The sequence below is a fragment of the Clostridium transplantifaecale genome, from assembly GCF_900626075.1.
Lineage (GTDB): Bacteria > Bacillota > Clostridia > Lachnospirales > Lachnospiraceae > Otoolea > Otoolea transplantifaecalis.
In genome coordinates, this window is the sequence record NZ_UYZY01000001.1 from 1,056,757 (window position 1) to 1,082,976 (window position 26,220).

A 26,220-nucleotide genomic window follows, 5' to 3' on the forward strand; every position below is an offset into this window, starting at 1 on the left:
CATGGGAAACATAAAAGCAATCTGCATCAGTGAAAAGAAGGGGACCGAAAAACATCCCGTCCCTTACTGCGATCTCGTCAGGGATTACGGAATTTCCGGCGATGCCCACGCCGGCTCCTGGCACCGCCAGGTTAGCCTTTTAAGCGCGGAACGCGTCCGTGAATTCAACGAAAAAGGAGGCGGCGTATCGGACGGCGATTTTGGCGAGAATCTCCTCGTGGAGGGCCTGGATTTTTCCTGTTTCGCGGTAGGAACGACCCTGACGGCGGGAGACGCGGTCCTGGAAATCACTCAGCTCGGCAAGGAATGCCACCATCACTGCACTATTTACCACAGGGTCGGGGAATGTATCATGCCGAAAAGGGGCGTATTCGCCAGAGTTCTGAAAGGCGGCCGTCTCTATCCGGGAGATGAGATTGTCTCCTGCCCGCCGGATCCGAAGCGGCCGTTCACGGCCGCCGTCATCACCTTAAGCGATAAGGGCTCCAGAGGAGAACGCGTCGATGAAAGCGGACCGGCAGCGGCAGGACTTCTTGCGGATGCCGGATATCGGCTCGTAGAATCTATCCTGATCCCCGATGAACCGGAAGAACTGAAAACACATTTAAAACGCCTGAGCGACAGCCGCCAGGTGAGTCTCATCCTGACACTGGGAGGCACCGGGTTCTCACCACGCGACACCACGCCGGAGGCCACAATGGCCGTGGCGGAGCGGAATGCCCCCGGCATTGCAGAAGCTATCCGCAATCTGTCCATGCAGGTGACAAAAAGGGCCATGTTAAGCCGGGGCGTATCCGTAATCAGGGGAAAAACCCTGATCGTCAATCTGCCCGGCAGCCCGAAAGCAGTCCGTGAAAGCATTGGTTTTATCATCGAAGAGCTCCCGCACGGACTCGATATATTAAGAGGAGGTGCATCAGAATGCGCAAGATAAACAAAATCGTTCTCTCCATGGCTCTGCTGTCCATGCTGGCCATGACCGCCTGCAGTTCCGGACAGAAGGACAGTTTCGGGCAAAAGGAAACGGAAGCCGAAAAAACAGGCGAGATTTTTATTGCGGCGGCAGCCAGCATGAAACCGGTCATGGAAGAAGCCCTGATCCCCGGTTTCGTGAAAGCAAACCCCGGCTGCACTGTGACGGGAACGTATGACAGCTCAGGGAAACTCCAGAAACAGATCGAGGAAGGGCTGGGCGCGGATCTCTTCCTGTCCGCCGCCGCAAAGCAGATGGACGCCTTAAATGAGGAAGGCCTCGTAGACAAGGATTCTGTCACCATGCTCCTGGAAAATCAGATTGTTCTGATCGTGCCTGAAGGTTCCGAGGGGGATTACACGGCCTTTGCGGATGTTGAAAAAGCCTCCACGATTGCTATCGGCGATCCAGACAGCGTCCCCGCCGGACAGTATGCCCATGAGGCGCTGACACAGCTTGGCCTCTGGGATTCCCTTGAGGACAGGTTCAGCCTCGGCTCCAATGTAACGGAAGTTTTAAACTGGGTTGCGGAAGGCAGCGCCGATGCCGGTATCGTATATGCCACGGATGCGGCGGCAACAGACCGCGTAAGGGTGATAGCGCCCGCCCCCGAAGGAAGTCTGGCTAAGCGTGTCCTGTATCCGGCCGCCATACTTTCCGGCACAAAGGATCCTGACGGAGCCGCCCTTTTCCTTGAATATTTAAAGAGCAGTGAGGCAAGTGAAGCATTCGCTTCCTATGGCTTCACCCCATTGGCAGAGCAGTATAAAGACGCAGGGAGGTAAAATGGAACTTTCGCCTGTTTTTATTTCGCTCAAGGCGGCGGTCTATGCCCTGCTCATCGTCTTTCCTGCAGGAACCGTACTGGCCTGGAAGATTATGAAGGTAAGACGGCGACGCCTGAAGGCAATCCTGGACAGCATCCTGACGCTCCCACTGGTTCTTCCCCCCACGGTGGCCGGACTGTTCCTGCTCTGTCTGTTTGGGGTCAACCGGCCGTTGGGACGTTTTTTTCTCAATGTATTCGGTGTGAAAATTGCATTTACATTTATCTCCACCGTTATCGCCTCGGCCTTTGTCTCCTTTCCGCTGATGTACCGCTCCGCACGCGGAGCTTTTGAGCAGGTGGATCCACAGCTTTTAGATGCCGCCCGGACGCTGGGAATGAGTGAAGCGGCCGTATTCTTCCGCGTGCTGCTGCCGAACTCCGTACCGGGCCTGCTCTCGGGCAGTGTGCTTGCATTCACGAGAGGCCTCGGAGAATTCGGGGCTACCGCAATGCTGGCGGGTAATATTGCGGGAAAAACAAGGACTCTCCCGCTGGCCGTTTATTCCGAAACCGCGGCCGGACGCATGGACATTGCCTTTGTCTATGCCGGAGTCCTGCTGGTCTTTGCATTCGCCGCCCTGCTCCTGATGAGCCGCACCGGAACCGCAAAGTGGAAAAATAAATGATAAGGAGTACATGATGCTGACCGTCGATATAAAAAAAGAACTAAACGATTTCACTCTGGATTTCAGGCTCAGACACAGCGAAGGCTGTCTGGGTATTCTCGGCCCGTCTGGCTGCGGAAAAAGCATGGGACTTAAATCCATAGCAGGCCTGGTGGAGCCCGACAGCGGAATAATCAGCCTGGATGACAAAACGTTCTATTCCTCACGGGACCGAATCAGCTTGAGGCCCCAGCTACGAAAAACAGGCTACCTCTTCCAGAGTTACGCCCTGTTCCCCAACATGACCGTGGAAGAAAACGTGGGTGCGGGAATCAGCCGCAGGGACAAGGCGCGCAGGAACACTATCGCCGCTTTCATTAAACGTTTCCAATTATCCGGACTTGAAAAATATTATCCCGGCAAATTATCGGGCGGGCAGCAGCAAAGAGCCGCCCTGGCGCGGATCCTTGCAAGCTCTCCCGAACTTCTGCTGCTGGACGAGCCGTTTTCCGCCATGGATACCAGTCTTAAGGAGACGCTCCGCCTGGAGCTGCTCCATGTGCTGGAGGATTACCACGGCCTTTCCATTCTTGTGACGCATGATAAGGATGAAGTCTACCAGCTCTGTAACAGCCTGATTGTTATGGAACAGGGACAGATTCTGTGTTCCGGCCCCACCGCGGACATTTTCAGAAATCCGGGAAACCGGCAGGCCGCTCTCCTGACCGGCTGCAGGAATGTATCGGCCATCCGGAAGCTTGGAACGCGGAGCCTCCTGGCCGCAGACTGGAATCTCTCCCTCACAACGGCTGTGGATATCCCGGATACGGCAAAAGCCGTCGGCATACGCCCCCACTCTCTGGTCCCTTTAAGCATGGAGGATGCGGACGGCCTGAGCGCTCTGCCGGGAGCAAATCTCATTCCGGTTAAGAACCCGGTCGTTTCAGCTCTTCCCTTTGAATGGGAAATTCACCTGGAAAACGGAATCCGGTGGACGCCCGGAACGAATTCAAGGGTCTCTGCTCCTCCCTCTATACCTTCATGGCTCCGGGCAGCCCCGGAGGACTTACTCCTTCTGTCTTAATCCCTTGAAATAAACACCGTGAAAGTAAGTGCCCGGGAGGCCGCTGAGGTTCAATCCTGCAGGGAGAGATTTTTATTCTATGGGAGAGTCCGAAGAACTTTCCCATAGCACAAAAAAAGCTCAAACCTCTGTTTCCAAAGGTCTGAGCCTGTTCGTGCAGAAGAAGAGACTTGAACTCTCACGGTATTGCTACCACACGGACCTGAACCGTGCGCGTCTGCCAATTCCGCCACTTCTGCAAACTGCGGGAGATGGGACTTGAACCCACACGAGCATACACCCACAAGATCCTTAGTCTTGCCTGTCTGCCAATTCCAGCACTCCCGCGTCTGGTGCTTGGTGATTTGTGTTCCTCACCAACGAAAGCTAGTATACCACAAAGTTTCCATCATGGCAACCACTTTTTGTAAATTTTTTTAATTTTTTTAACTATTGAGTTATTTTGCCTATAGACCTGTATTTCGACAGCACCCGACAAGCCTTATTTTACAAGCTTTGCAGGTATTTCTGCCACCTCCCGGGCAAAAAATCCCAATTTTTATCCATTTCTATATTTCCGGCTTGAGACCCGGCCAGCGTATGATTTTCTTTGCCTCCGGGTCTGTCTTCTTTTTAATATTTTACTTTAAAACATTTTTTATGGTTGAGAGAAGTTCCTTCACATCCACTGGCTTTGCCAGATGACCGTTCATACCGCTCTTGATCGACTTTCTCATATCTTCATCAAACGCGTTCGCCGTCATCGCAATAATCGGAATGCTCAGGGCATCCGCACGGTTCATTCTGCGGATTTCCCTGGTCGCTTCCAGTCCATTCATGACAGGCATTCTGATATCCATGAGAATCAGGCTGTAAGCGCCTTCGGCGGATTTGGCGAATTTCTCCACACCTTCCCTGCCGTCTGCAGCAGTATCCACCGTAAAACCATGCATCTCCAGAAGTGTTTTCGCAATCTCCGTGTTCAGTTCGTTATCTTCCACCAGAAGAATCCGACAGCCCGAAAAATCGCAGGCATCCTCTTCCGGCTCTGTATGGCTCGTCTCTTCCGGCTCCTCCGAAACATTAAACCGAAGTACGAAGCTGAACCGGCTTCCCTGGCCTTCCCGGCTTTCCAGCTCAATCTCTCCGCCCATCATCCTGACAAGACTGCTGCTGATGGAAAGTCCCAGCCCGGTGCCTCCATAGACCGCGGCCGTATAATCCTCTGCCTGTTCGAACGCATTGAAAATTCTTTCCCTGTTTTCAGGGCTGATTCCAATACCGTTATCTTCAACAGCAAAACAGATCTCCACCTCGGTATTTTCTTCCGGATGAATACTGCCGATCTTCCTTTCATAGACGGAGAATTTTATCCTGCCTCCCTCTCCCGTGAATTTAACCGCATTGCTGAGCAGGTTGATTATCACCTGTTTCAGACGCATCAAATCGGCATATACCCATGGATGTTCCACCTGTATGTCCCGAATATAGGTAATGTCTTTACGGAGCATCTGGTTTTCCATCAAATCGCCTATCTCATCCGCCAGCTTTATGATGCTGCCGCTGTCACTGGCCAGCTTCATCTTGCCGCTCTCAATCTTGGACATATCAAGAATATCGTTAATCAGACTTAAGAGGTACTGTGATGACTGGTCGATTTTCACGAGGCAGTCTCCAATCTTCTCTTTCTTCTCTTCCTTCTCCATCGCTATGGCCGTCATGCCGATAATGGCATTCATTGGGGTCCTGATCTCGTGGGACATACGTGAAAGGAAATCGCTCTTAGCCCGGCTTGCCAGGTCATACCGCTCCCGGTTGATATTCGTCTCAATGATTTTTACAACCTCCTGAAGTTCGGCGCATTCCCCGTCGCTCCACTGCCTCTGTTCCGCTTTCCGCGTAAAATTGATGGCTCCCATCAGTTTACCGCCGTCATACATCGGAATACAAACACCGGAAGCACCGTCCGCAATATGCAGGATATGGCGCTCCTCCACCGTAAACGGATCGTTCTGGGAAAATCTCACATACCCTGATGCAAAACGCTTTAAACAGCGTTCCAGATCCTGGTTTTTAAAGTGGCATACCGTCGTGTCCGCCACTTCATCTTCATTCCTGTGCCACTGCCTGTACACTCCGGATGCATTGAAATCCCATCGGATATCCGCCATCAGGATGTCTGATGCATTGTAATTCGTTCCCATCTTTGCAAACAGAACCGAGACAATCGGGCCAACGCGGCCTCCTCTGTCAAAAAGGTTGAAAACCCTGGTCACCATGTTCAGCGCCCTCACATTGCCGTTGCTGGCAATTTCGTTGTAATCGCGCTTTTCGATGCACTCTGAGTCAGGCACGTCCTCGCAGAATGTGAGCTGTGATTTTCTGCGCCTCTTTCCGTAGGCCAGCGCTGCACGCAGTTTCTCCGCGTAATCCGAATAACTGCCTGTCCCGCTGCTCTGTGCCATTGCCGCGGCGGTCACGGAGATCTCCAAATCCTCGCTGCAGAGGTTTGAGAGCATGTGGTTCATCCGCCCGAAAAAGTCCAGGATTTCTTCCCTGCTAAATCCTCTGAACCAAACGAGGATCTCGTCGCCTCCGGCCCTGACCGCAATCAGACGCTTTCCGGATTTTTCAGTTTCGCGCTTCAACTTCAGGATAAAGATCCCCATCTCTTCCAGCACGGCGTCTCCGAATTCAATCCCGAAGTGGTCGTTCATCTCCTGAAACTTGTCGAGATCCATCAGGAGCATAAAGCCGGAACGGCCAAGTTCCGCCTCCGCCCGGATAATCTCCTGTCCCACCTTCTCCCTGTAAAGTCCGGTTACGGGATCGACACGGACCGCCTTGCTCTCCATCTGTTCTTTCTCTTTCTGCTCCTGGATATTGCGGATACTTCCTATTACTTTGCTCTTTTTCCCGGAAGCGTCACAGATTGTTTTGCCGGACATTTCCATCCACTGCCAGCCGTTTGACTGTGTCAGTGCGCGGAAATCCAGCTCAAATTTGTCGTCCAGGCGCAGAAACATTTTTTTCATCAGCTGCCGGTCTGCGTCATTTAACATCCCGCTCTGCTGGATGCCTTCGATCAGATTGTCGATACGGCTGCCGTGTCCGCTCTTTTTGCCGTCCGCAAGCAGATTGTAAATCTCGATTGAATTATCTTCTACGTTGTAGGTATAAATAATGTCCGTACTGCTCTGGAGAGCAAGCAGATAGCGCTCCTTCTCCTCCAGCGCCTTGGCCTCAGCTTTCTTCTGCTTCTCCGTCAGATCCCAGACCGCGTCGTACAGCGCCTTAATCTCGGCAATGTCCGATTTTCCTCTGTTCTGCGGTCCCTCTTTCCTGACATCCCGGATCCAGTCGGCCAGCTGCGTGATAGGCCGCGTCAGATAGTGCATCAGAAAATAAATGCAGATAATTCCCACCAGCAGTGATATGAGAACCGCCAAAGCGATATTCCTCGTAATTCTGCTGCCCATGCCAAACAGGCTGTCCTCCGACTGGACGCCAAACAGCACCCATCCATTTTCAACAAAAGGGGTATTGGGGCTGTACATCGGAAAGGCAACCGCTTCGGCGAAATAATTCCGCCCGTCTTCCAGGCCGTCTATCTGGTAGAGGCCCGTATACTGTGTTTCCTTCAGATTCAGGGGCATATTTTCATCCAGGTTCCGCTTAAGGGTATTACCGCTTAAGAAGAACGGGAGCAGCTCTCCCTCGTCGGTATACTTCGCAATCAGATATCCGCTGTGTTCCCCTGCATTCAGTTCACTGTAGGGAAGCAGGCCGTTAATAACTGCAGAGGAAATCTCAATTCCCATGACTCCGTATACTTTTCCGCCACACATCAGTGGAACGGAGTAGCTGATCATGCTGTAGGAATCCTTCGTCCTGTCATTCTCCAGATAAAACGTACTGCTCCAGTATGCCAGATTGTCTTCTTTCGCCCCCGAGTTCACCAGCGCCGCTTTATAGGGCTTATAGAAAAAGCTGTCCGCCTCAAGCTGCCCCTCCGGCCGGAACAGAAACTTGGAGGTCCAGGAGCTATCGAACGGGATTCCCAAATCATGAGAAAACTCATAATTCCCCCGCTCCATCAGAAGATCAGAGTAGTCCTTCGGATTCACATAAGGATCCGCATCACGGAAATAAATCCCGCTGCATTTGTATACTTCCTCTCCCTCTTCTTCCTGTGCCTTTCCTAAGCCGTCGGCCAGGATCAGATAGACGCCGTTTACCCCATTCCTTCTTATTATATCGAGGCTTGGAAGCAGCATCTGGTTTAACAGCTCCTCTTTCGCTTCCTCGTCCTCCATAAACCCGTGGAGGGTCAGTTGCTTTTCCTCTAAAATCCGTTCCAGGCTGGAGTTCGCAATTTCATATTCGCCGGATATATCTGTCCACTGGTGCGTCATGTTATTAGAAAGGATCAGATTTCTGTTTTTTACGATCTGCTCCATAATCCCAACAGAATATTCCTCTAAATGTCTTACCGTTCCTCCAACGTGCACCGCTCCAAGGGCAACCAGCGCCTGGAGCAGCATCACAAACGAGAGCGGTATTAAAAACATCCTAAGAATTGTCTTCTTTTTACGCATCGCTACTCCTTATCACTATTTGGAGCCATCCTCCTGGTCCGTTTTAGTCCCCTCCACACAAGCTTCCAGCTTCTGCTTCACCGAAGAAAACCATAAATCAAAGGATTCCTCGGAAATATAATCCTTCACTGCATCCTCAAGGCTTAAACCTTCTGCCAGAAGAGTCTTTACCTGCTCCCTGTCGGCAACGGCCTTATCGGAAAGGTCGTATTCCAGAACCTTTCTCGCCTTGCTGCCGCCGTCAAAAGCCTTGTTGGTGTAGAGTTCGTTGCTCTTAACGGCCTTATAGGCTTCCGTTAGCGTATCATACTCTTTTTCAGGCATGCTCACCTGCTTATCTGCCATCACTTTCTCAAGCACCTCAATATCACCTGCGTCTTTCTTGACAGGAAGATAGCCGGAAGAACAACTGAATTCCGTATTTTTCTCCGCGTCGGTAAACCATTTGAGAAATTCGCAGGCGGCGCTTTCTTTCTCCTGCGTACTCTTTGTCACTACCATCCCTGCTCCCTGCTGGACAATATATGGTTTCCCTCCCTCAAATCCGGGAACAGGAAGTACGATACAGCCGATTGGTGTTATGGAATCCCCCACTTCAACCTGATCCGGGAAATATCCGGCCGATGTGGTGGAGCCTGTATAAGCGATCAGCTCCCCTATCTTGACATCGTCGGAACGGAAACGTCCGTAAGCTGCAAAATATCCTTTTACAAAGGGAACGTAGTAACAGTCCCAAATTCTTTTAAAAACATCTCTGTCAATCTGAAGCGTCACCTTCTGTTTTTCCACATGAAAAATTTCGGTTCCCAACTGCATGGAACCAACAATGAAAAGATTGGCAACAGCGTCTCTGCCATAAAATGCCTTTCCGTCATTCGGAGTATCAGGCGTTTTAGCATCCGTCCAGTCGTAATAAAGCCCGGCAACTCTGACAACGCCTTCCTTTGTCTTCAGGTCATCAAGAGACGCCCCTGTTTCCGCCGAGAATTCATCCCAAACATTTTTATTCATCATCATGATTTCCGTGGACTTGGCCACCGGAAAAATCTTGAGTTCGCCATTTACCCCTATCTTCCCTTCCTCTATGTAGGCATCCATATAGGAATTCTGCTCCTCCTCCGTAAAGAACGGGGAGAGATCCGCCAGAAGGCCCTCCTTCTCAAGCTCATATGCCGTATCCGCATAGGAAGAAAAGATGCTGGGCATCTCATCGCTGCCCACTTCCTTCTTGCTCGATGCCAGAACCGCATTCTCCAGCTCTGAGACATTACCCTTGCTGTGTCCTTCCACATAAATGTTCTTTTCTTTGCCTACCGTCTCGTTGAATTCATTGACGAGATCGTCAAAGGCCGCCTTCTGTGAGCCGTTGTAATAATGCCAGATTGTAATATCAACCGGATCGCTGTTTTTTACCGTATCAACCGATGCATCCCCCGAACAGCCGGTCATAATCAGGCTGAAAAGCAGAATTGCCGCCGCTATATTTTTCTTCATCATAATCCCCCTCCATAAACTCCAGGTAAAAATTGGCACGCTTATGATAAACGTTCCGCTTAGCCGTCATTATATCATAAACATTCTGTGTATTAAAGTCATTTTACTCTATCACATATAAAAAAACCGAAACACTTTACCAGGCTGATAAAATGTTTCGGTTACTTATTTCGCTTTGATATCCGAATTATGCTAATTTTGCTTTAGCCAGTTCTGCCAGTTTTGCAAAACCTTCTGCATCGCTGATAGCCATGTCTGATAATACCTTACGGTTCATCTCAACACCTGCCAGCTTTAAGCCGTACATGAACTTGCTGTAGGATAAGCCGTTGATACGTGCAGCAGCGTTGATACGTGCGATCCAGAGCTGTCTGAACTGTCTCTTTCTTTCTTTACGTCCTGCGTAGGAGCTTGTTAATGCTCTCATTACGGACTGTTTTGCGATTCTATACTGTTTGGAACGGGCACCTCTGTAGCCTTTTGCCAGTTTTAATACTCTATTATGTTTCTTTCTAGCGTTTAATCCGCCTTTAATTCTTGCCATGAGTCAATTCCTCCTTCTTAATCCTCGAATCTTATAAGTATGGTAAAATCTTCTTCATTACCTTGCTGTTTGTTGCGTCGGTAACGATGTCTTTTCTAAGATTTCTCTTTCTCTTAGTAGATTTCTTAGTTAAGATGTGGGATTTGTAAGCTTTGCTTCTTACTAACTTTCCTGTTCCTGTTGTTTTAAAACGTTTAGCAGCAGCTCTGCTTGTTTTCATTTTAGGCATAGTAAAATTCCTCCTTAGATATTTGTCTATTTTAACGTTTTGCAGATAAAAACAATACGATGCTTCTTCCTTCAACTTTTGCAGGCTTATCGACTGTTGCGATATCAGCGAGCTTTTCTGCAAAATCGTCAAGAATGTACTTTGACTTGAACATGTGAGCCATCTCACGACCTCTAAAACGCAGTGTAACCTTCACCTTGTTGCCCTTTTCAAGAAACTTACGTGCGGCATTTGTCTTGGTGTTTAAGTCGTTGTCATCGATATTCGGTGACAAGCGTACCTCTTTCACATCGATTACTTTCTGTTTCTTTTTGGCTTCTTTCTCTTTCCTTGCCAGCTCGTATCTGTATTTACCGTAATCGATAATCTTGCAGACCGGCGGCTTAGCTGTCGGAGCAATCTTTACCAGGTCAAGCTCTGCATCCTTTGCAAGTTTTAAAGCGTCTTTAGCAGGCATAATTCCAAGCTGCTCTCCGTTCTCGCCAACCAAACGAACCTCTCTGTCTCTAATCTGTTCGTTAATCATTAAATCGCTAATAGTCGTGCACCCCCATCACATGATGAATAATATTTATATACTGCAAAAAATAAGTGGATAGCCAGACTATCCACTTATCATAATAGGAAATCCAATTAAGGAATTTTCGATAAATTATGAACCCACGGTCACTTACTCGTGCCGGGGTGAGGCGGATACCTGCTTTCCTGTATATGTTGTAAGTATTCTCACAACCTAAGTAACTATACTACAAGAGTTTTAAAATGTCAACTATTTTTTTAATTGAGATGCTGGGACGCCTCTGTAAGATGGCGGACAGGGTGGATGGATGAATGAGTCTTCAGTCCCGGTTTTCAGGTTGTGGTGAGGGGGAATCCAGGAGAAAAAATTCCTACGGGGACCCGCTTCCGCTTGTGAAGCGCACAGCGGATGCTAAGCTCGTGAGGGACCTCGCCAAGCACCGGCGGCGATCTTATTTGGGGGCTGAATTATTAAAAGCCGGGGAAACCGGACGTCTAATAAAGACGATTCGTTTTCCCCGGCTTCTGCACAGATGCGGGGTTCCGTCCTTAATGGAATGGAACCTGTTATCTTGCCTTGAAGCTGGAACACTCCGTGCCCTGTGCCTCGACTGCATCGCCGCCTGTGATTCCGATATGCTCGGCCTCGCAGAAACGATCTTTGTTGAATACACAGTTTACGGCCTCACACTCTACTTCCAGTCTGTTTTCCGGTGTTTTGAACATGTTGCGGAACATTCCGCCCTTGTTCTCATCGTAGCTGCCGCAGCATGTATCACATTTCTCATGTGCGGACTGGCCTTCTACGACGATTGCGTTTTTACAGCAGCAGTTTTCAGAGTTATGAAGACATCCCGTTACGTTACAATCCAATTTTGTCATGACGTGCTCCTCCTGTTTCGTTGTTTACGGCGAAAAACCGGCAAAGCTCTCTTTTCACCGTCTCTTTACATCCTCTTCGGACAGTAATTCAGATACAGGTTTAGTATGTGCCGTCACAGGCAAAATATTCTTTTTTATAATTTAAAGCATACTGCTTATTTTTATTTTGACGGCTCCATTTTCCGGATTTCCTTTGTCTTAATCTCTTTCTGGATATCGGAAATAAATGCGTCGAGACTCTTGGAGCCTTCGTCTCCGGCAAAACGGCTTCTCACGGAAACATTGCCCTCTTCCTCTTCTTTCTGGCCTACTACCAGCATATACGGAACCTTCTGTGTCTGTGCCTCGCGGATTTTATAGCCAATCTTCTCGGAACGTGTATCCATCTCGGCTCTGATTCCCGCCTCATTTAACTGTTCCGAAATTTTACCTGCATATTCGGAATACTTGTCGGAGATTGGAAGCACTCTCACCTGTACCGGCGCCAGCCAGGTCGGGAATGCCCCCGCAAAATGCTCAATCAGAATTCCGATAAACCGCTCTATAGAGCCAAAGGCCACGCGGTGAATCATGATCGGCCTGTGTTTCTCACCGTCCGCTCCAGTATATTCCAGTTCGAACCGCTGCGGAAGCTGGAAGTCGAGCTGGATGGTTCCGCACTGCCATGTTCTTCCGATGGAGTCCTCCAGGTGGAAGTCGATTTTCGGTCCGTAAAACGCTCCGTCTCCCTCATTTACCACATAGTCGAGTCCCAGTTCATCGAGAGCGGAACGAAGTCCTTCCGTCGCCATCTCCCAGTCTTCATCACTTCCCATGCTGTCCTCCGGTCTGGTGGAAAGCTCTACGTGGTATTTAAAGCCGAACAGGGAATAAACTTCATTAATTAAATGAGCAACCCCTTTAATCTCATCCTTAATCTGATCCGGTGTCATGAAAATATGGGCGTCGTCCTGTGTAAAGCAGCGTACGCGCATCAGGCCGTGAAGCTGGCCCGATTTCTCGTGGCGGTGTACCAGGCCCAGCTCTCCCATGCGGAGAGGAAGATCACGGTAGGAGCGTGGCTCGGAGGCATAGGCGAGAACTCCGCCCGGACAGTTCATTGGTTTAATGGCGTAATCTTCTTCGTCAATTACCGTTGTATACATATTATCTTTATAGTGATCCCAGTGGCCCGAAGTCTCCCATAGTTTCCTGTTTAAGATGACCGGAGTGGAAATCTCCACATAACCTGCTTTTTTATGAATTTCTCTCCAATATTCAAGCAGGGTATTCTTAAGCTCCATTCCTTTTGGAAGGAAGAACGGGAATCCGGGGCCTGCATCATGCATCATGAAAAGACCGAGTTCTCTGCCAAGCTTTCTGTGATCTCTCTTTTTAGCCTCCTCCATCATTGTGATGTAGCCTTCCAGATCTTCCTTGGATGCAAATGCCGTCGCGTAAATACGTGTCAGCATCTTATTTTTCTCACTGCCTCTCCAGTAGGCTCCCGCCAGGTTCATCAGCTTAAATGCCTTACCGACTCCCTTTGTATTCATCAGATGAGGACCCGCACAGAGATCCGTAAATTCTCCCTGACGGTAAAAGCTAATCTCGGATCCTTCCGGCAGATCCTCGATAAGTTCCACTTTGTATGGCTCCGCTTTTTCCTTCATGAGGGCAATTGCTTCCTCCCGGGGAAGTGTGAACCGGTTAAGTTCCAGGCCTTCCTTCACAATTTTTTTCATCTCCGCCTCAATCTTCGGCAAATCCTCCGCTGTCAGAGGAACAGCCGGATCCACATCATAGTAGAAGCCGTCGGCAATAGACGGTCCGATTGCCAGCTTTGTTTCGGGGTACAGCCTTTTTACCGCCTGTGCCATTACATGGCTGGCCGTGTGGCGGAGCGCCGCCAGGCCGTTCTCATCCCTGGCCGTCAGAATACTCAGAGAACAGTCCCTGTCAACCACCGTGCGCAAATCCACAACCTCTCCGTCCACTTCCCCGGCACAGGCCATCCTGGCCAGGCCTTCGCTGATATCCTTTGCAATGTCAATCACTGCCATCGCACATTCATACTCTTTCACAGAGCCGTCTTTTAATCTGATTTTCATATTTATTTCTCCTCTCTTAATTTACACTGTCTCTTCGCGCCGAGCGCGGCCGCATAGCAGCATATTACATCTTCGCGCGAGTGCGCATCCTGCCCGGAGGGCTTTTTTCGTATCATAGATCCTATGATTCATAAAGAGTCCGCCTTACCGGACTCTCGCGCCGAGTGCGGCCGCATAGCGGCATATTACATTTTCGCGCGAGTGCGCATCCTGCCCGGAGGGTTTTTTTTCGTATCATAGACCCTATGATACAAAAAAAGTCCCCTGACACACACCTCTGTGTATCAAGGGACGAATTTATCGCGGTTCCACCCTGATTGACCGGACTATGGTTCTGCCCGGACCTCTCAATTATGATGATAACGGAATCACCGTTCCCGATTAAGGGACACTCGAAGCTGGTTTTGGGACACTCGCTCTGTAAGGCACTTCCACCGTGTATGCCTCTCTCTGGACAGCTCTCCTGTCTTACTGGTCTTCTCAACGTGTTAACAATATGGTTGATTTACGTTTGATTATAGCACCCGCGGACGATTTGTCAAGACTCTACCGGATCTCTTTCATCATGATATCCCTGAGCCGGCCTCCGTATTTTTCTTTTCTGCAGACCGCCTTATAACCCTGCCCGAGCATATTGCCGCGGCTATAACGGTTGTCGGGATGGACCGTGCACATGATATACCGGTATCCGTCCAGGAGCAGTTCTTTTTCGGCCGCCTCCATCAGCATTGCCTGCAGATGCCTGCCACGGTATTCCGGCAGAATGGCAACGGAATCCACATGGGCCGTTTTCAAAAGCTGTTCATCCGAAAAGCCAGCATCATAGCCAAGACTTTCTTTTTCAAGCCCCGGCGTCAGGATGTCCATAATTCCCGCCGTCCTGCCGCTTTCCGGGTCGATCGCCCTGAGAACAAACCCGCGTCCCGATGTCAGAACCTCCCGTATGAACCGGGCATCATCGGGCACAAACCACTCACGGTGCTCCATCGCTTCCCATACTGTACGGATCAGTTCCGCTATTTCCTCCGCATGAACGGCCTCCGCCTTCTCAATTCTGAATTCCACTGCTGTTTCCCCTTTCTTTCACCCGCTGCATCCTCGTAAGCTCCGGCCAGATAGTCAGAAGCATAGTTCCAAAGCAGGCAATTCCACCGATAAAATTAGAAATTGGCTCCGCCGCAAAAACTCCTGACGTTCCCATATGAAAAACGCCCGGCAGCATGATGGTGAGCGGCACCACAATAATCACTTTCCGGAAAATAGAGAAGAAAATTGCATTTTTCGATTTTCCAAGCCCTACAAAAATAGCCTGCCCCGAAAACTGGAGCGACATCATAAAAAAACCAAAAAAGTAAAGCCGCAGGGCCGGAATGCCCGCTTCTATCAATGCCCTGTCCTTGTTAAATATACGTATAAACAGCTCCGGGAATCCATGGATCAGGCTCCAGATTCCAACCGTATAAATGATAGCCGCCACCGATGTGAATATAATTGCTTTCTTAACCCTCCCATACTCCCCGGCGCCGTAGTTAAAACCGAGGACCGGCTGTGCACTCTGGGTGATTCCCGAGACAGGAAGCGATGCCACCTCACGCACGGAATTGATGACGGTCATGACTCCGACGTAGAGGTCACCGCCGTAGGCCTGCAGCGTCGCATTGCACATAATCTGAACCGTACAGTTCGTAATGGCCATAGTAAATCCGGAAAGTCCCAGTCCTACAATCGACTTGACTCTTCTCAACTCCAGCTTAAGGCAGGAACGCCTGAGCTTCAGGATCGTCTTCTCTCCCGTCAGGAACCTGACAATCCAGATCGCCGACAAAAACTGCGAGATGATCGTGGCAAATGCGGCCCCTCTCACTCCCATGTGGAAGACAAAAATAAAGATGGGATCTAAAATAATGTTGGACACCGCCCCCAGAAGAACCGTCATCATTCCAATCTTTCCAAATCCCTGTGAATTGATGAAACTGTTCATTCCAAGTCCGACCATTACGAAAAGGCTTCCGAGCAGATAAATTGTAATGTAGGCATCCGCAAAGGGCCAGGTGGAATCGCTGGCTCCAAACAGATAGAGCATGGGACGCCTGAATATCAGCCCCAGAACAGTCAAAAGAATCCCCGATATCACCATCATGGTAAATGAATTTCCCATGATTTTTTCCGCCTCTTCGAGCCTTCCCCTGCCCCTTTCGATGGAACAGAGCGGCGCCCCGCCCATTCCGAACAGGTTGGCAAACGCAATCACCATCGTAATAATCGGCAGGGAAAGGCCAATTCCGGTCAGGGACAGCGTCGAATTCTCCGGTATCCGTCCTATATAAATTCTGTCTACAATATTGTAGAGTACATTGATAAGCTGTGCCAGCGTCATAGGCACGGCCAGGCTCATAATATTCCCTACCACACTCCCCTTTGAAAAGTCGTTCTTATCCGTATTCATCTTCCGCCTCCAGAAACGCTGCTGTCTCCATCGGCACCGGCAGCCTGAACGTTCATCGTACAGACCGACGCTATCCATAAAGCAGCGCGCCATAATAACTGTATTTTGTCATTATAGCGCGCTTTTTTATCGGTTGGCAATGAAAATTTCACAGAGTATGATATCCACGCAGTAAAACTATTTACCGGAACAGAGCCGTAACATTAGCGACCTCCGCCGCTGCCGCCGTCCGTGTCAGGGAGCTGAAGTCATAGAAACAATAGCCGCTCACCTGGCCGGTTCCTCTTCCTTCCAACACCTGGCGTCTCATAATATCATTATATCTGAGCCATTCCGGAACTTCATTTCCATCCTTCGCATCGGTTCCCGTCTTATAGAGGGCCAGCCCCGCATAAAGGGTCACATTACCCTTCTTTTTAAGTTCAATCCAGTCTTTCAGGCAGTTGGAGTATGCATACGGAGCCGTCTGACCTCCCGACTTCGCCTCAAATCCCCAATATATCTGAGGCATAATGTAATCAATGTACCCCGGCTGCGTCATCCATGCATCAATGTCTGAGAACAGTCTCGTATCGGAACGCAGGTTCTTTAAATACCCCTCAGGGCTGATACCGAATACTACGCCTGGTTTAATCGATTTTATTGTACTGTAAATGCCTTTCACAAGCTGGTTTACGTTGTCACGCCTCCAGTCTGCGATATTCTTACTGCTGCCGGAAGCCAGGTATTCCGGTTTGTCAAACCACAGCTCAGCGCTGCCGTCGTTGACGCCCGGATAGAAATAATCATCAAAATGGATTCCGTCCACGTCGTAGCCCTCAACGATCTCCCTCACACCGTCAATCACTATCTGACGCACTTGCGGCACCGCCGGATTGTAATAATACTCTCCCTGGTGCAGGAGAACCCATCTGTCGTTGGCCGGATCCCCGTCGTTCGCCCAGGCGACGGCCAGGTTGCTGCTGCTGAGATCGCTGTAGCGGTTCAGATATCCCGTTATACGGTACGGATTGACCCAGGCATGGATTTTCAGGCCTCTCTGATGAGCCGACTGGACCACATAAGCAAGCGGGTCATATCCCGGATCCTTTCCCTGCTGTCCCGAAGCAAACTTAGACCATGGAAAATATTTAGACGGATACATGGCGTCACCGTCCGGCCTCACCTGGACAAAGACTGCGTTCATTCCGTTTTGGACGCTTATATCCATCGTAGAATCCACCGCATTCTTAAATCCGCTGTAATCCTTCGGCCACTTATTCCAGTCCAGATAAGAAATCCAGACGCCTCTCAGTTCGCCCGACTGGACGGCAGGCCCGCTGTCACCGGCCGGCCCGGCCAGGGATGTCATGGCTCCCATTACCGCAAACACCGCCGCGAGCAGCAGAGAAGCCAGCCTCTTTGCAGGCATCCGGCTGCGAATATTTTTTAAATCACTCCATTTTTCCTTTACTTCCATTGTCTTTCCGCCTTCCTGTCTGTGTTTATCCGCCTGCGGGCCGTTTTTCCTTTTCTGCCAGGCCTTGCAGGTTCTAATGATTTCTTCCAGCACAGCTATATTTTACCAGAAAATCCGTCGGGGATTCTTACTTTTTCCTTTCTGTTTTGTAAAATGTAGCGCTGGACATCCAATCCCCTGTGTGCTAGACTGGATGACAGAAGAATACATGTACATGGAGAGGCTTCACTTCGCAAAGGAGGTTTTCAAATGAGTTTAACGAAAGAAGATATCCAGGCCATTGCGGGATTAATTGCCCCATTGGAAACACGGATGGAAGCCGGTTTCAACAGAATGAATGAAAGGCTTGAAGTTCTTGATACCAGAGTGGAAGACCTGGATCACAGAATGGAAAACGTTGAGCGCCGGATGGAGAGTGTCGAATCTAGACTCGACAAACTGGAAAGTGATACGGCTTCTTTAAAAGCCGGGCAGTTATCACTCAGGAAAGACATCAAAATCCTCGATCAGAAAGTCCAGAGCGCTTACGAGCTGTCTCTTGAGGCCTGGGGGAAGAGCACAGAGAACCGGATGCTGATTCAGGAAATATAGGCCGCTGCTATCCGTCTGTGCAGCATAGAGTACCACACGTTTCTTTCCCTCCATCCATCTGCCGCATCTACCATACATGATTCCGTGTAGTTATCATCTGCCGCATCTACCATACATGATTCCGTGTAGTTATTGGGCTTCGGCTTGTATAGCAGTCTACCCTCATGTATGGCCTCTTATACGATTTCTGTTCGTCAGACCAGAGATTTGCCCGCGGGTTAGTATATTCCCCGCATCCAGCTTCCTTCAAATTTTACCTCACGGTGGACACCCCTGCTTTCGGTTATATCCTTCCCACTACCAGGTGGATTCCGGACTTGCACCGGTTAGAAACGCGCGCCGCCGGGCGCACTACCAAAAAATCGCTGAAGTCTCATGACCTCAGCGATTTTTCTATTTGGGGAGTCTTTTCAGAAGTCAACGGTTCTTCCATTGAATCTGAAAGGCCTTTACCTAGTTCTAAAGTTTATGATGACAGCTTAGCAGGTAGCCAGGACTTCAGTTATCTGATTTTAGGCGAACGAATTATTTCCACAAATCCTCATTGTTATAGTGGGCATCCAGAGCAGCACTGAACCAACGGCCATTGAGGACGGTCTGAATCAGTTTGGTCTTCTGTTCTTCGGGAATCGACGAATCTGCATCCATAGAGGCGAGAATCTCATCGTAAGATGTATGCTCGGTGGACATTTCCGCCCAGGCTCCTTCATCATTGGCATCCACAATCAGCTGAGTTGTACCATCCTGGCTGATCCATTTGTCCCATGCAGGTAAAGTGCCTCCGTTGGGATTGCCATTCCAAAGGAAGTTTTTGTAATACTCATTAAGCATGGAAGATACGGCTTTACAACTAGCTGAACCAAATTGCTCAGGATAATTGCTAGAAGCGTTAGCCAGCACATGGGTCATCAGTGGTGTAGTCATACAGTGGTATGCGCCGTAGATGGTGGCTAGCTCCTCACCTACTATGGCGGGGTCGTCGGCCCAGCTGATTTCGCAGGTATAGATTGGAGACTTATAGTGATTAATCATTCGGCTGGCGGATTCTTCCCCGTTAAAATAGGTGTACATCTGACTACCGTATTTTTCTGCAAAAATATACTGAGCCAACAACTCCTCATCCGCCATCAGTTCCTGAACGGATACTTTATTGAACGGCGCAGAACCCTTACAGAAAGTGGAAAACTCTCTGTCTCCGTTTACCATTAGGATTGGGACATCATTGTAAGCTGTCGTATCAAAGCCTTCTTTTGGAAGAACAACTCCATCAGTGAACAGATGAGGAAATTTACTCATACGAATGCCTGCACCGCCGAAGGCACCAGACAGCTCTTCGTCAGAGAGGCTATATAAAAACTCCCGCACATCATCACTGTCAGTCAACAGCCATTCCACAGCGGCGGTCTCATCAGTCTGCTTCTTATTCTCTAACGCCAATGGAGCTAACGCGCGAGCCTCAATTCGCTGGCTGTCCTCTACATCCGCTACAGTCATTCCACCGCTGTAGGAAATAGCCTTTTGAAATTTATCTTTAAACAGAGGCGAAATAAGCATTGCCATAACATCGCGTCCTCCTGCTGAAGAGCCGGCAATAGTAATATTTTTACTGTCCCCACCGAAGCTTTCGGCATTTTCAGAAACCCAGTCCAGAGCGGCAGCCAGATCTAACAGTGCATAATTGCCGGAATTTTCTTCATTGGTACCATTTTTGAGAGCCGGCAGTGCATTAAAACCAAGAAGGCCGAGGCGATGATTGACTGAAACTACAATGCAATTGGTTTCTTGGACAAATTGAGTGGCAGGAAATGCGGCACTATTACCTGTCTGGTTGTTTCCCCCGTGGATATAGAAAAAGATGGGCAGGTCGGTTTCGTCTGTGTCCGGACGGGTAATATCCAGAGTAACAGCGCCCTCCTCGCTCCCTAAAAGTTCTGTAGTAGTTTCAACGGAACCGTTTCCTGCTTTGTCTTTGTTTGCCTGAACACTGGCCGTTTGGCTCGCAATCAAACTTTTGGTGGCTTCCCGAATACCATCCCAAGGCTTTACTGGTTGAGGAGCTTTCCAGCGAAGTTCTCCGACAGGTGCCTCAGCATAGGGAACGCCATACCAATGAAGGGAACCTTCTTTGGCAAAACCCTCTAATTTACCATAACGGGTATTTTGTAAGGAACCCTGTTGGTATGCATAGGATGAGACAGATTCCTGCGTGGTCGCTTGAGTTGTTGCTTGAGTTGTTGCTTGGGTTGTTGTAGCTGTTGTGGCAGTCGCGCCTGTCTTTGTATCTGCGGAAGAACCGCAGGCTGTCAGAGAGAATGCCAGTGTGATTGCGGCCAGACTGCTTATTGATTTGTGCATTACGCTTGTTTTTTTCATTTTTCTCCTTCCGGTTGCTGTTTTGTGCTACCTTTTAGCACAAATGTTTAGTTCGTTAGATATTTTTATTATATCAATAGCTGTCTAAAATTTTATTTCCTGTTCGTCAAAAATCCTCTCATTTTTTATGTTAAATCCCCGTGTTTTTGATGAAAAGATCAGAAATATTTTCAAATCCTATCCTCTCTTAAAAAAATACATCCTCTTTGTTGAATTTCCGGTTTTTCTTCGATATACTGGTAGTACTGTTGGAAAAGTGGATATTAATAAACTTAATAGACTAGGAAAATAGCATTTTACCGAAAAAGAGAAGGAGGGTGTTGGGCATAAACTGCTCGGCAAAAGCATATGTGGATTTTTGACAAAAACAGACCGGATTCAAACCCTTATCAGACATTGCCTTTTTATCAGATTACTCAGTGCAGCTATGTGCCTAAGCCTTTACCATGGACACCTTATCCTCACTTCCATGATGACGAGTATGAGCTCCTTTTTATTGCAGAAGGAGCTTTCCTGGTAAATCTTCCAGGCTGTGTCGTTCCGGTAAAGGCAGGAGACGTGATATTCATCCCCCCCTCTATTGCTCATTGCATTAAGGACAATATAGAGGGTGTTTGTGTGCACTATGCCGTGCGCTTTCGCAGATACGCATCTGGCAACTGTAGACAAAAGGAATCACAAGAAGAGAAAAACGTCTTTTTAGTTCGTGATTGCCGGAAAATATTGATGTTTCGTCAGATTCTGGATATGATTCAAAAAATTGGTCAGGAGAATGAGGGGACGATCGACGGAAGGATTCAAGCTTTGACTTTTTCACTTTTGGAGATTGTGGGACAGGAGTTTCACAGCAATGGAGAGATGATTGAGACTTCTGCTCCTGAATATGCCAATGACATTATGCAGTATCTTCAAAATCACATTCATGAGAAAATTACGATGGAAGATTTGGTTCTCCAGTTCAATTTTAGTGCATCACATATTTCTCGTGTGTTTTCCCGTGCTTACCATACTTCACCTATTCGTTATCTGATTTACAGTCGTATGCGCACAGCCAGGCTCTATCTTCTCAAAGGAGATCTGACAGTGCCAGAAATTGGCCGTCGATTGGCATATCATAATACATACCATTTTTCACGGGCTTTTGAAGAGTTCTTTCATTGCCTCCCGGAGCAATATCGAGAAGGGCAATTTAAAAATGAAATATAAAGCAGGGGGAGGCTTTTTCATTGGGTGGTGATGTTTCCTAGCTCCTCCTCCAATCAATACAAGCTTTAAAATTTTCAGAACATGGCTCGCAGGGCTCTCCACTATTATTGTCAAAAGAGTTTATCTACGGATCATAATAGTCTTAATGCCTATAAACAATGAAGGAGTAAATGTTTGATGATAAGTTATGCCCCACTGTTCCGGACTATGAAAGAGAAAAATATCACTGCCTATCAATTAAATAAAATGGGATTTTCAAATACAACGTACCACTCAATCAAACGTGGGAATGGCATAACGATGAAAACGTTAAATACTTTATGTGATTTACTGGATTGTGATATTACAGATGTAGTTGAATATGTAAAGGAACAAAAATAACAGCCCTGCTCTTAAGTGATTGGCTGTTATTTTTTACTGAAACTATCTATGAAGATTTATTTATCTCGATGTTCCACAAATGAAACTTAAGTTTTGATTACCTTCTGATCACAGAAAAACAAAAGAGCCTTGATTTATCAAGGCTCTCCCAATGGAGCAGACGGGAGTTGAACCCGTGTCCAAAAACCAATTCCCTGTTCTTCTACTATCGTAGTCCGTTCTTTGACATTCCCTCTATCCTGCGGAAACGAACATCCTCAGGACTTCAGTAGATCCTAATACGTCTGACGGTCCGGAACCCTCCCGCCATCGTTTCTCACATAGTCGATGCCAGATTCTTAAAGTGTGAGTGCTCTAAGGCTGACAACAGCCAAATTAGGCTGCGTAAGCTAATTTATTATTGTTAGCGTTTAATTTTAAGTTTGCCATTTAACGCATCGCATGCGGATAGCTTCACCAGCTGCATGATCCCTGTCGAAACCGGTACTGCCCCTTTAAAGGGTTTTATGCTCCATTATCTTATCATGTTCCAAAACGTCTGTCAATGGGGGCGGCTAGTTATTTCTTGCCTTAAATTCCCTCTCGATTTCACGTTTTGCATCCTTCTTGGCGATATCGTCGCGTTTGTCGTAAAGTTTCTTACCTCTTGCCAGGCCTATCTCCACCTTCACAAGGCTGCCCTTAAAATACACCTGCAGCGGAACCAGGGTATAACCCTTTTCTTTAATTTTTGACTGCAGTTTTCTGATTTCCAGCTTATGAAGCAGAAGCTTTCTGGTGCGCAGCGGATCTTTGTTGAAAATATTTCCCTTCTCATAAGGGCTGATATGCATTCCATAGACATAGACCTGGTTGTTTTCCACTTTAATAAAGGACTCCTTAATGCTGCACTTCCCCATACGCAGCGATTTTACCTCTGTCCCGTAAAGCTCGATCCCTGCTTCATACTTTTCATCGATAAAATAATCATGATATGCCTTCTTATTATTGGCAACCATCTTAATGCTCTCTTTACCCATATTGTTTTTGTTATCCTCCTGTTTTACCCGGTCTTTCGGCCGTGAAACCGGCGAGCCCCTACCTCGCCGTATTCACATTGCCTGCCGGAATAAAGTCGATGGTCTTTGCAAACCGGTCGCAGCCCGTAACCTGCACCCGGATCGGCTGACCCAGTTTATACGTCTTTCTCGTCATCTCCCCGATCAGTTCATAGTGAAGCTCGTCAAACAGGTAATAATCGTCGCGCAGCTCGTTGATATGCACAAGCCCCTCCACGGTGCTCGGCAGCTCCACATAAAAGCCCCAGTTTGTCACGCCGGAAATAACGCCGTCAAATTCCTGTCCGATGAACTGTTCCATGTACTGGACTTTTTTCATCTTATCGGTCTCACGCTCCGCCTCATCCGCTCTTCTCTCAAGAGCCGAAGTTTTAACCGCCACCTCGGGAAGAATCTTCTCAAAGTGGGAAACCCTTCTGTCGTCCAGTTTCCCGCACAGGCATTCCTTGATGATCCTGTGAATCTGCAGATCCGGATATCTCCTGATGGGAGACGTAAAATGCGTGTAGTATTTGGCCGCCAAACCGAAATGGCCGGAATTCAGGGTCGTATATTTTGCCTGCTTCATGGAACGGAGCGTCAGGCGGCTGATCAGCGCTTCTTCGGGTGTATTTTCCACTTTGTCAAGCAGCTTCTGTACTTCCTTGGGATGCACTTCTCCATTCGGCATACGAAGTATATATCCGAAATTGTTGATAAAAGTGCCCAGCTTTTTCATCTTTTCTTCATCGGGCTTATCGTGGGTCCTGTAAAGGAACGGCACCTCCTGCCAGAAATAATCTTCGGCTACCGTCTCATTAGCCAGAAGCATGAAATCTTCAATCAGGCGGGTGGCCGCATTGCGCTCATACGGCTTTATTTCTACAGGGTGTCCCTTCTCATCCAGGATAATCTTGCTCTCCGGGAAGTCAAAATCAATGGAACCTCGGCTGTGGCGCCTGTTCCTCAGAATATCGGCCAGCTCCTTCATCAGGTCGAACATCCCGACAAATTCCCTGTACTCTTCCATCACCTCCGGATTGCGGTCCGTGATAACGGCGTTTACGGCCGTATAAGTCATACGCCTGTCTACACGGATGACTGTCTCCGCCACCTCGTGTCCGACTACCATACCCTTATCGTCGATTTCCATCAGACAGCTCAATGCCAGACGGTCCTCCCCCTGGTTCAGGGAGCAGATACCGTTGGAAAGCTTATGCGGAAGCATCGGAATAACGCGGTCCGTCAGATAGACACTCGTTCCCCTCTTAAGAGCCTCCGTGTCCAGCGGAGTATGTTCCTTTACATAATGGCTGACATCGGCAATATGGACTCCCAGCTCATACCCGTTTTCCTTCTTTACGAGGGTAATCGCATCGTCCAGATCCTTTGCCTCCTCACCGTCAATTGTAACGGTTTTTATGGCTCTTAAATCCTTTCTGGCTAAAAGCTCCTCCGGCATCACTTCATCCGGGATCGTCTTAAGCTGTTCCATCACCTGCTCCGGAAACTCCTCCGGCAGATCATAGGCGCGGACAATCGAGAGAATATCGATTCCCGGATCGTTGATGTGTCCCAGGATCTCGGTGATGACGCCTTCCGGCTTCTTTCCCTTGTCGTCGCCGAACTCCTTGATCTTCACTACTACTTTATGTCCTGTAACGGCGCCCGCATCACTGCCCTGGGGGATAAAGATATCTTTTGAAATCTTCTGGTTGTCCGGTATTACGAAACCAAAACCCTTACTCTTTTCATAGGTTCCCACCAGACTTTCGTTGGCATGCTCGAGGACGCGGATCACGCAGCCTTCCGCACGCCTGCTGCCCTCTGCTTCCTCTATGACAATCTGGACTCTGTCCCCGTGCATGGCTCCCCTTGTCTTGTCGCCGGGAATGAACACGTCACTGTCCCTTCCTTCCACCGTAACAAAGCCGAATCCCTTCGGATGCCCGCTGAAAGTTCCCGTAATAGCAAACGTCTCAGGCTTACCCAGCTTGCCTTTGGAAGAAAGACTCAGCTTGCCGTCCTTTAACAGCGCATCCAGCACCGCTTTCAGCTCTCTTCTTTTTTCCTTGGGGATGTCTAAAAGAATTGCCAGCTCCTTTACTTTCATCGGAACATAATTCTTATCGTTCATCAGGTCCAGGAGCACCCTTTTCCTTCTTTCGAACTCCTCCGCATCCTCAGGTTCAAACAGTTCAGCGACACCCCTTTTTTCATGGCTGTCCCTCTTTTTCCCCGTTTTTTCTTTCCGCTCACTGCCACTTCTTTTTTCCGGTCCGGCGCTATTTATTTCCGCTCTCCTGCCGGGTTTTAATTTCTTTTTAATTTTATCTTTTATTTTCAATTTATTTCTCCACGTTTCTACTGTTTTCCTTTATATTATAGGGGAATTTATGCACAAACATACAATTTTAGTAAAAAAATGTACCAAATCGGCTCTCATATTGTTACTGTTCACTCCGTGAACAGTAACCCCATATTTCCCTATAAAGAAAAAGAACACCCCTGCTCCCAGGAGTGTCCGGATTAAAGTACTTTCAGGTTCAATACAAAAGCAAGAATAAGCCAGAGAAATGCACCGTATTTTGTCATCTTCTCCAACTTTCCTTCCATGGAACGGCTCTTATTCTTTCCCCAATAGCTGTCTGCCATACCGCTGATGGAACCGGACAGGCCTGCGGATTTACCTTCCTGAAGTAAAATCACTACTGATAAAAATACACAAATAGCAACAAATAAAAAGGTGAGAATACCTCTTATCATTTTTACACCTCCTATAGTCAAACAAGTGTATCATATCATATTTTCCCCCGAAAGACAACTATTATTTTAGTTGATGTTTGAGGGCTGATGTTTGAGGACGCCGCCGCAGGATGGCGGACGGAATAGGCAATACAC

22 protein-coding genes, 2 tRNA genes and 1 other RNA gene are annotated in these 26,220 nt (G+C 48.4%); 7 read left to right on the forward strand and 18 right to left on the reverse strand.

Going from position 1 to position 26,220, the window contains the following annotated elements:
* Nucleotide 1 precedes the first annotated feature (1 nt).
* Genes EJL91_RS04535 through EJL91_RS04550 form a run of 4 tightly spaced genes read left to right on the forward strand, consistent with a single transcriptional unit; the run spans nt 2 to nt 3,491 of the window.
* Nucleotides 2-934, forward strand: coding sequence for an MOSC domain-containing protein (locus tag EJL91_RS04535; protein WP_125140752.1), 933 nt, complete (start codon nt 2-4; stop codon nt 932-934).
* Nucleotides 922-1,758, forward strand: coding sequence for a molybdate ABC transporter substrate-binding protein (modA, locus tag EJL91_RS04540; RefSeq protein ID WP_125140753.1), 837 nt, complete (start codon nt 922-924; stop codon nt 1,756-1,758). The genes EJL91_RS04535 and modA overlap by 13 nt, the downstream gene beginning before the upstream one ends.
* A 1-nt stretch (nt 1,759) precedes the next feature.
* A complete protein-coding gene (gene modB, locus EJL91_RS04545) occupies nt 1,760-2,428 on the forward strand; it encodes a molybdate ABC transporter permease subunit (RefSeq protein WP_125140754.1) in 669 nt (222 codons plus the stop codon).
* Between the two features lie 10 nt (nt 2,429-2,438).
* Nucleotides 2,439-3,491, forward strand: a complete 1,053-nt coding sequence (locus EJL91_RS04550; RefSeq protein WP_125140755.1) for a sulfate/molybdate ABC transporter ATP-binding protein — start codon at nt 2,439-2,441, stop codon at nt 3,489-3,491.
* 155 nt (nt 3,492-3,646) lie between these two features.
* Here EJL91_RS04550 and EJL91_RS04555 read toward each other — a convergent pair.
* The 12 genes from EJL91_RS04555 to EJL91_RS04610 all read right to left on the reverse strand — a co-directional run bounded on the left by EJL91_RS04555 (nt 3,647) and on the right by EJL91_RS04610 (nt 17,731).
* A tRNA-Leu gene (locus EJL91_RS04555) sits at nt 3,647-3,730 on the reverse strand.
* A 4-nt stretch (nt 3,731-3,734) separates the two neighbouring features.
* Nucleotides 3,735-3,818 (reverse strand) — tRNA-Leu (locus tag EJL91_RS04560).
* A 293-nt stretch (nt 3,819-4,111) separates the two neighbouring features.
* Nucleotides 4,112-8,068 (reverse strand): ATP-binding protein, encoded by a 3,957-nt coding sequence (locus tag EJL91_RS04565; RefSeq protein WP_125140756.1) that lies wholly within the window; start codon nt 8,066-8,068, stop codon nt 4,112-4,114.
* A gap of 15 nt (nt 8,069-8,083) precedes the next feature.
* A complete protein-coding gene (locus EJL91_RS04570) occupies nt 8,084-9,565 on the reverse strand; it encodes an extracellular solute-binding protein (RefSeq protein ID WP_243125223.1) in 1,482 nt (493 codons plus the stop codon).
* Nucleotides 9,566-9,749: 184 nt separating this feature from the next.
* The gene (gene rplT, locus EJL91_RS04575) at nt 9,750-10,106 is read right to left on the reverse strand and encodes a 50S ribosomal protein L20 (protein ID WP_125140757.1); all 357 of its coding nucleotides are present in this window, start codon (nt 10,104-10,106) and stop codon (nt 9,750-9,752) included.
* Between the two features lie 31 nt (nt 10,107-10,137).
* The gene (gene rpmI, locus EJL91_RS04580; RefSeq protein WP_003507701.1) at nt 10,138-10,335 is read right to left on the reverse strand and encodes a 50S ribosomal protein L35; all 198 of its coding nucleotides are present in this window, start codon (nt 10,333-10,335) and stop codon (nt 10,138-10,140) included.
* A 31-nt stretch (nt 10,336-10,366) separates the two neighbouring features.
* A complete protein-coding gene (infC, locus tag EJL91_RS04585; RefSeq protein WP_125140758.1) occupies nt 10,367-10,861 on the reverse strand; it encodes a translation initiation factor IF-3 in 495 nt (164 codons plus the stop codon).
* A gap of 560 nt (nt 10,862-11,421) precedes the next feature.
* Nucleotides 11,422-11,736 (reverse strand): DUF1540 domain-containing protein, encoded by a 315-nt coding sequence (locus EJL91_RS04590; RefSeq protein WP_125140759.1) that lies wholly within the window; start codon nt 11,734-11,736, stop codon nt 11,422-11,424.
* Nucleotides 11,737-11,897: 161 nt separating this feature from the next.
* Nucleotides 11,898-13,826, reverse strand: a complete 1,929-nt coding sequence (thrS, locus tag EJL91_RS04595; RefSeq protein WP_125140760.1) for a threonine--tRNA ligase — start codon at nt 13,824-13,826, stop codon at nt 11,898-11,900.
* A gap of 546 nt (nt 13,827-14,372) precedes the next feature.
* Nucleotides 14,373-14,891: a GNAT family N-acetyltransferase gene (locus tag EJL91_RS04600; protein WP_125140761.1), complete on the reverse strand. Its 519-nt coding sequence runs from the start codon at nt 14,889-14,891 to the stop codon at nt 14,373-14,375.
* Entirely contained in the window at nt 14,875-16,272 is a 1,398-nt protein-coding gene (locus EJL91_RS04605; RefSeq protein ID WP_125140762.1) for an MATE family efflux transporter, read from the reverse strand. The genes EJL91_RS04600 and EJL91_RS04605 overlap by 17 nt, the downstream gene beginning before the upstream one ends.
* 181 nt (nt 16,273-16,453) lie before the next feature.
* Nucleotides 16,454-17,731: a glycoside hydrolase family 10-like protein gene (locus EJL91_RS04610; RefSeq protein WP_125140763.1), complete on the reverse strand. Its 1,278-nt coding sequence runs from the start codon at nt 17,729-17,731 to the stop codon at nt 16,454-16,456.
* Nucleotides 17,732-17,980: 249 nt separating this feature from the next.
* On the opposite strand from EJL91_RS04610, the gene EJL91_RS04615 reads away from it, so the two are divergent.
* Nucleotides 17,981-18,322: a hypothetical protein gene (locus EJL91_RS04615; RefSeq protein ID WP_125140764.1), complete on the forward strand. Its 342-nt coding sequence runs from the start codon at nt 17,981-17,983 to the stop codon at nt 18,320-18,322.
* Here EJL91_RS04615 and EJL91_RS25090 read toward each other — a convergent pair.
* The gene (locus EJL91_RS25090) at nt 18,310-18,435 is read right to left on the reverse strand and encodes a hypothetical protein (RefSeq protein ID WP_279230029.1); all 126 of its coding nucleotides are present in this window, start codon (nt 18,433-18,435) and stop codon (nt 18,310-18,312) included. The genes EJL91_RS04615 and EJL91_RS25090 overlap by 13 nt on opposite strands.
* A gap of 412 nt (nt 18,436-18,847) precedes the next feature.
* A complete protein-coding gene (locus EJL91_RS04620; protein WP_125140765.1) occupies nt 18,848-20,695 on the reverse strand; it encodes a carboxylesterase family protein in 1,848 nt (615 codons plus the stop codon).
* A gap of 348 nt (nt 20,696-21,043) precedes the next feature.
* Here EJL91_RS04620 and EJL91_RS04625 point away from each other — a divergent pair, with 348 nt between their 5' ends.
* Complete coding sequence (locus EJL91_RS04625) at nt 21,044-21,901, forward strand: AraC family transcriptional regulator (RefSeq protein WP_125140766.1); 858 nt, start codon at nt 21,044-21,046, stop codon at nt 21,899-21,901.
* Between the two features lie 207 nt (nt 21,902-22,108).
* Complete coding sequence (locus tag EJL91_RS04630) at nt 22,109-22,282, forward strand: helix-turn-helix domain-containing protein (protein WP_341466959.1); 174 nt, start codon at nt 22,109-22,111, stop codon at nt 22,280-22,282.
* 149 nt (nt 22,283-22,431) lie between these two features.
* Here the strand turns inward: EJL91_RS04630 and ssrA are convergent.
* From ssrA to secG, 4 genes are all read right to left on the reverse strand, one after another.
* Nucleotides 22,432-22,775: a transfer-messenger RNA gene (gene ssrA / locus EJL91_RS04635) on the reverse strand.
* Between the two features lie 61 nt (nt 22,776-22,836).
* Complete coding sequence (gene smpB, locus EJL91_RS04640) at nt 22,837-23,301, reverse strand: SsrA-binding protein SmpB (protein WP_125140767.1); 465 nt, start codon at nt 23,299-23,301, stop codon at nt 22,837-22,839.
* Between the two features lie 58 nt (nt 23,302-23,359).
* Nucleotides 23,360-25,516 carry a ribonuclease R gene (gene rnr / locus EJL91_RS04645; RefSeq protein WP_341466960.1) on the reverse strand — a complete coding sequence of 719 codons (2,157 nt, stop codon included), beginning with the start codon at nt 25,514-25,516 and terminating at the stop codon, nt 23,360-23,362.
* Nucleotides 25,517-25,848: 332 nt separating this feature from the next.
* On the reverse strand, nt 25,849-26,085 hold the full coding sequence (secG, locus tag EJL91_RS04650; protein WP_125140768.1) for a preprotein translocase subunit SecG: 237 nt from the start codon (nt 26,083-26,085) through the stop codon (nt 25,849-25,851).
* Nucleotides 26,086-26,220 lie beyond the last annotated feature (135 nt).

What these genes read in the sequence shown, in the direction of transcription:
- modB (WP_125140754.1), top strand. Translation starts at nt 1,760, where the DNA reads ATGGAACTTTCGCCTGTTTTTATTTCGCTCAAGGCGGCGGTCTATGCC.
- thrS (WP_125140760.1), bottom strand. Translation starts at nt 13,826, where the DNA reads ATGAAAATCAGATTAAAAGACGGCTCTGTGAAAGAGTATGAATGTGCG.
- EJL91_RS04590 (WP_125140759.1), bottom strand. Translation starts at nt 11,736, where the DNA reads ATGACAAAATTGGATTGTAACGTAACGGGATGTCTTCATAACTCTGAA.
- EJL91_RS04615 (WP_125140764.1), top strand. Translation starts at nt 17,981, where the DNA reads ATGAGTTTAACGAAAGAAGATATCCAGGCCATTGCGGGATTAATTGCC.
- rplT (WP_125140757.1), bottom strand. Translation starts at nt 10,106, where the DNA reads ATGGCAAGAATTAAAGGCGGATTAAACGCTAGAAAGAAACATAATAGA.
- modA (WP_125140753.1), top strand. Translation starts at nt 922, where the DNA reads ATGCGCAAGATAAACAAAATCGTTCTCTCCATGGCTCTGCTGTCCATG.
- EJL91_RS04630 (WP_341466959.1), top strand. Translation starts at nt 22,109, where the DNA reads ATGAAAGAGAAAAATATCACTGCCTATCAATTAAATAAAATGGGATTT.
- rpmI (WP_003507701.1), bottom strand. Translation starts at nt 10,335, where the DNA reads ATGCCTAAAATGAAAACAAGCAGAGCTGCTGCTAAACGTTTTAAAACA.
- smpB (WP_125140767.1), bottom strand. Translation starts at nt 23,301, where the DNA reads ATGGGTAAAGAGAGCATTAAGATGGTTGCCAATAATAAGAAGGCATAT.
- EJL91_RS04605 (WP_125140762.1), bottom strand. Translation starts at nt 16,272, where the DNA reads ATGAATACGGATAAGAACGACTTTTCAAAGGGGAGTGTGGTAGGGAAT.
- EJL91_RS04570 (WP_243125223.1), bottom strand. Translation starts at nt 9,565, where the DNA reads ATGATGAAGAAAAATATAGCGGCGGCAATTCTGCTTTTCAGCCTGATT.
- EJL91_RS25090 (WP_279230029.1), bottom strand. Translation starts at nt 18,435, where the DNA reads ATGGTAGATGCGGCAGATGATAACTACACGGAATCATGTATGGTAGAT.
- EJL91_RS04535 (WP_125140752.1), top strand. Translation starts at nt 2, where the DNA reads ATGGGAAACATAAAAGCAATCTGCATCAGTGAAAAGAAGGGGACCGAA.
- EJL91_RS04610 (WP_125140763.1), bottom strand. Translation starts at nt 17,731, where the DNA reads ATGGAAGTAAAGGAAAAATGGAGTGATTTAAAAAATATTCGCAGCCGG.
- EJL91_RS04620 (WP_125140765.1), bottom strand. Translation starts at nt 20,695, where the DNA reads ATGAAAAAAACAAGCGTAATGCACAAATCAATAAGCAGTCTGGCCGCA.
- EJL91_RS04550 (WP_125140755.1), top strand. Translation starts at nt 2,439, where the DNA reads ATGATGCTGACCGTCGATATAAAAAAAGAACTAAACGATTTCACTCTG.
- secG (WP_125140768.1), bottom strand. Translation starts at nt 26,085, where the DNA reads ATGATAAGAGGTATTCTCACCTTTTTATTTGTTGCTATTTGTGTATTT.
- EJL91_RS04625 (WP_125140766.1), top strand. Translation starts at nt 21,044, where the DNA reads ATGTGGATTTTTGACAAAAACAGACCGGATTCAAACCCTTATCAGACA.
- EJL91_RS04565 (WP_125140756.1), bottom strand. Translation starts at nt 8,068, where the DNA reads ATGCGTAAAAAGAAGACAATTCTTAGGATGTTTTTAATACCGCTCTCG.
- infC (WP_125140758.1), bottom strand. Translation starts at nt 10,861, where the DNA reads ATGATTAACGAACAGATTAGAGACAGAGAGGTTCGTTTGGTTGGCGAG.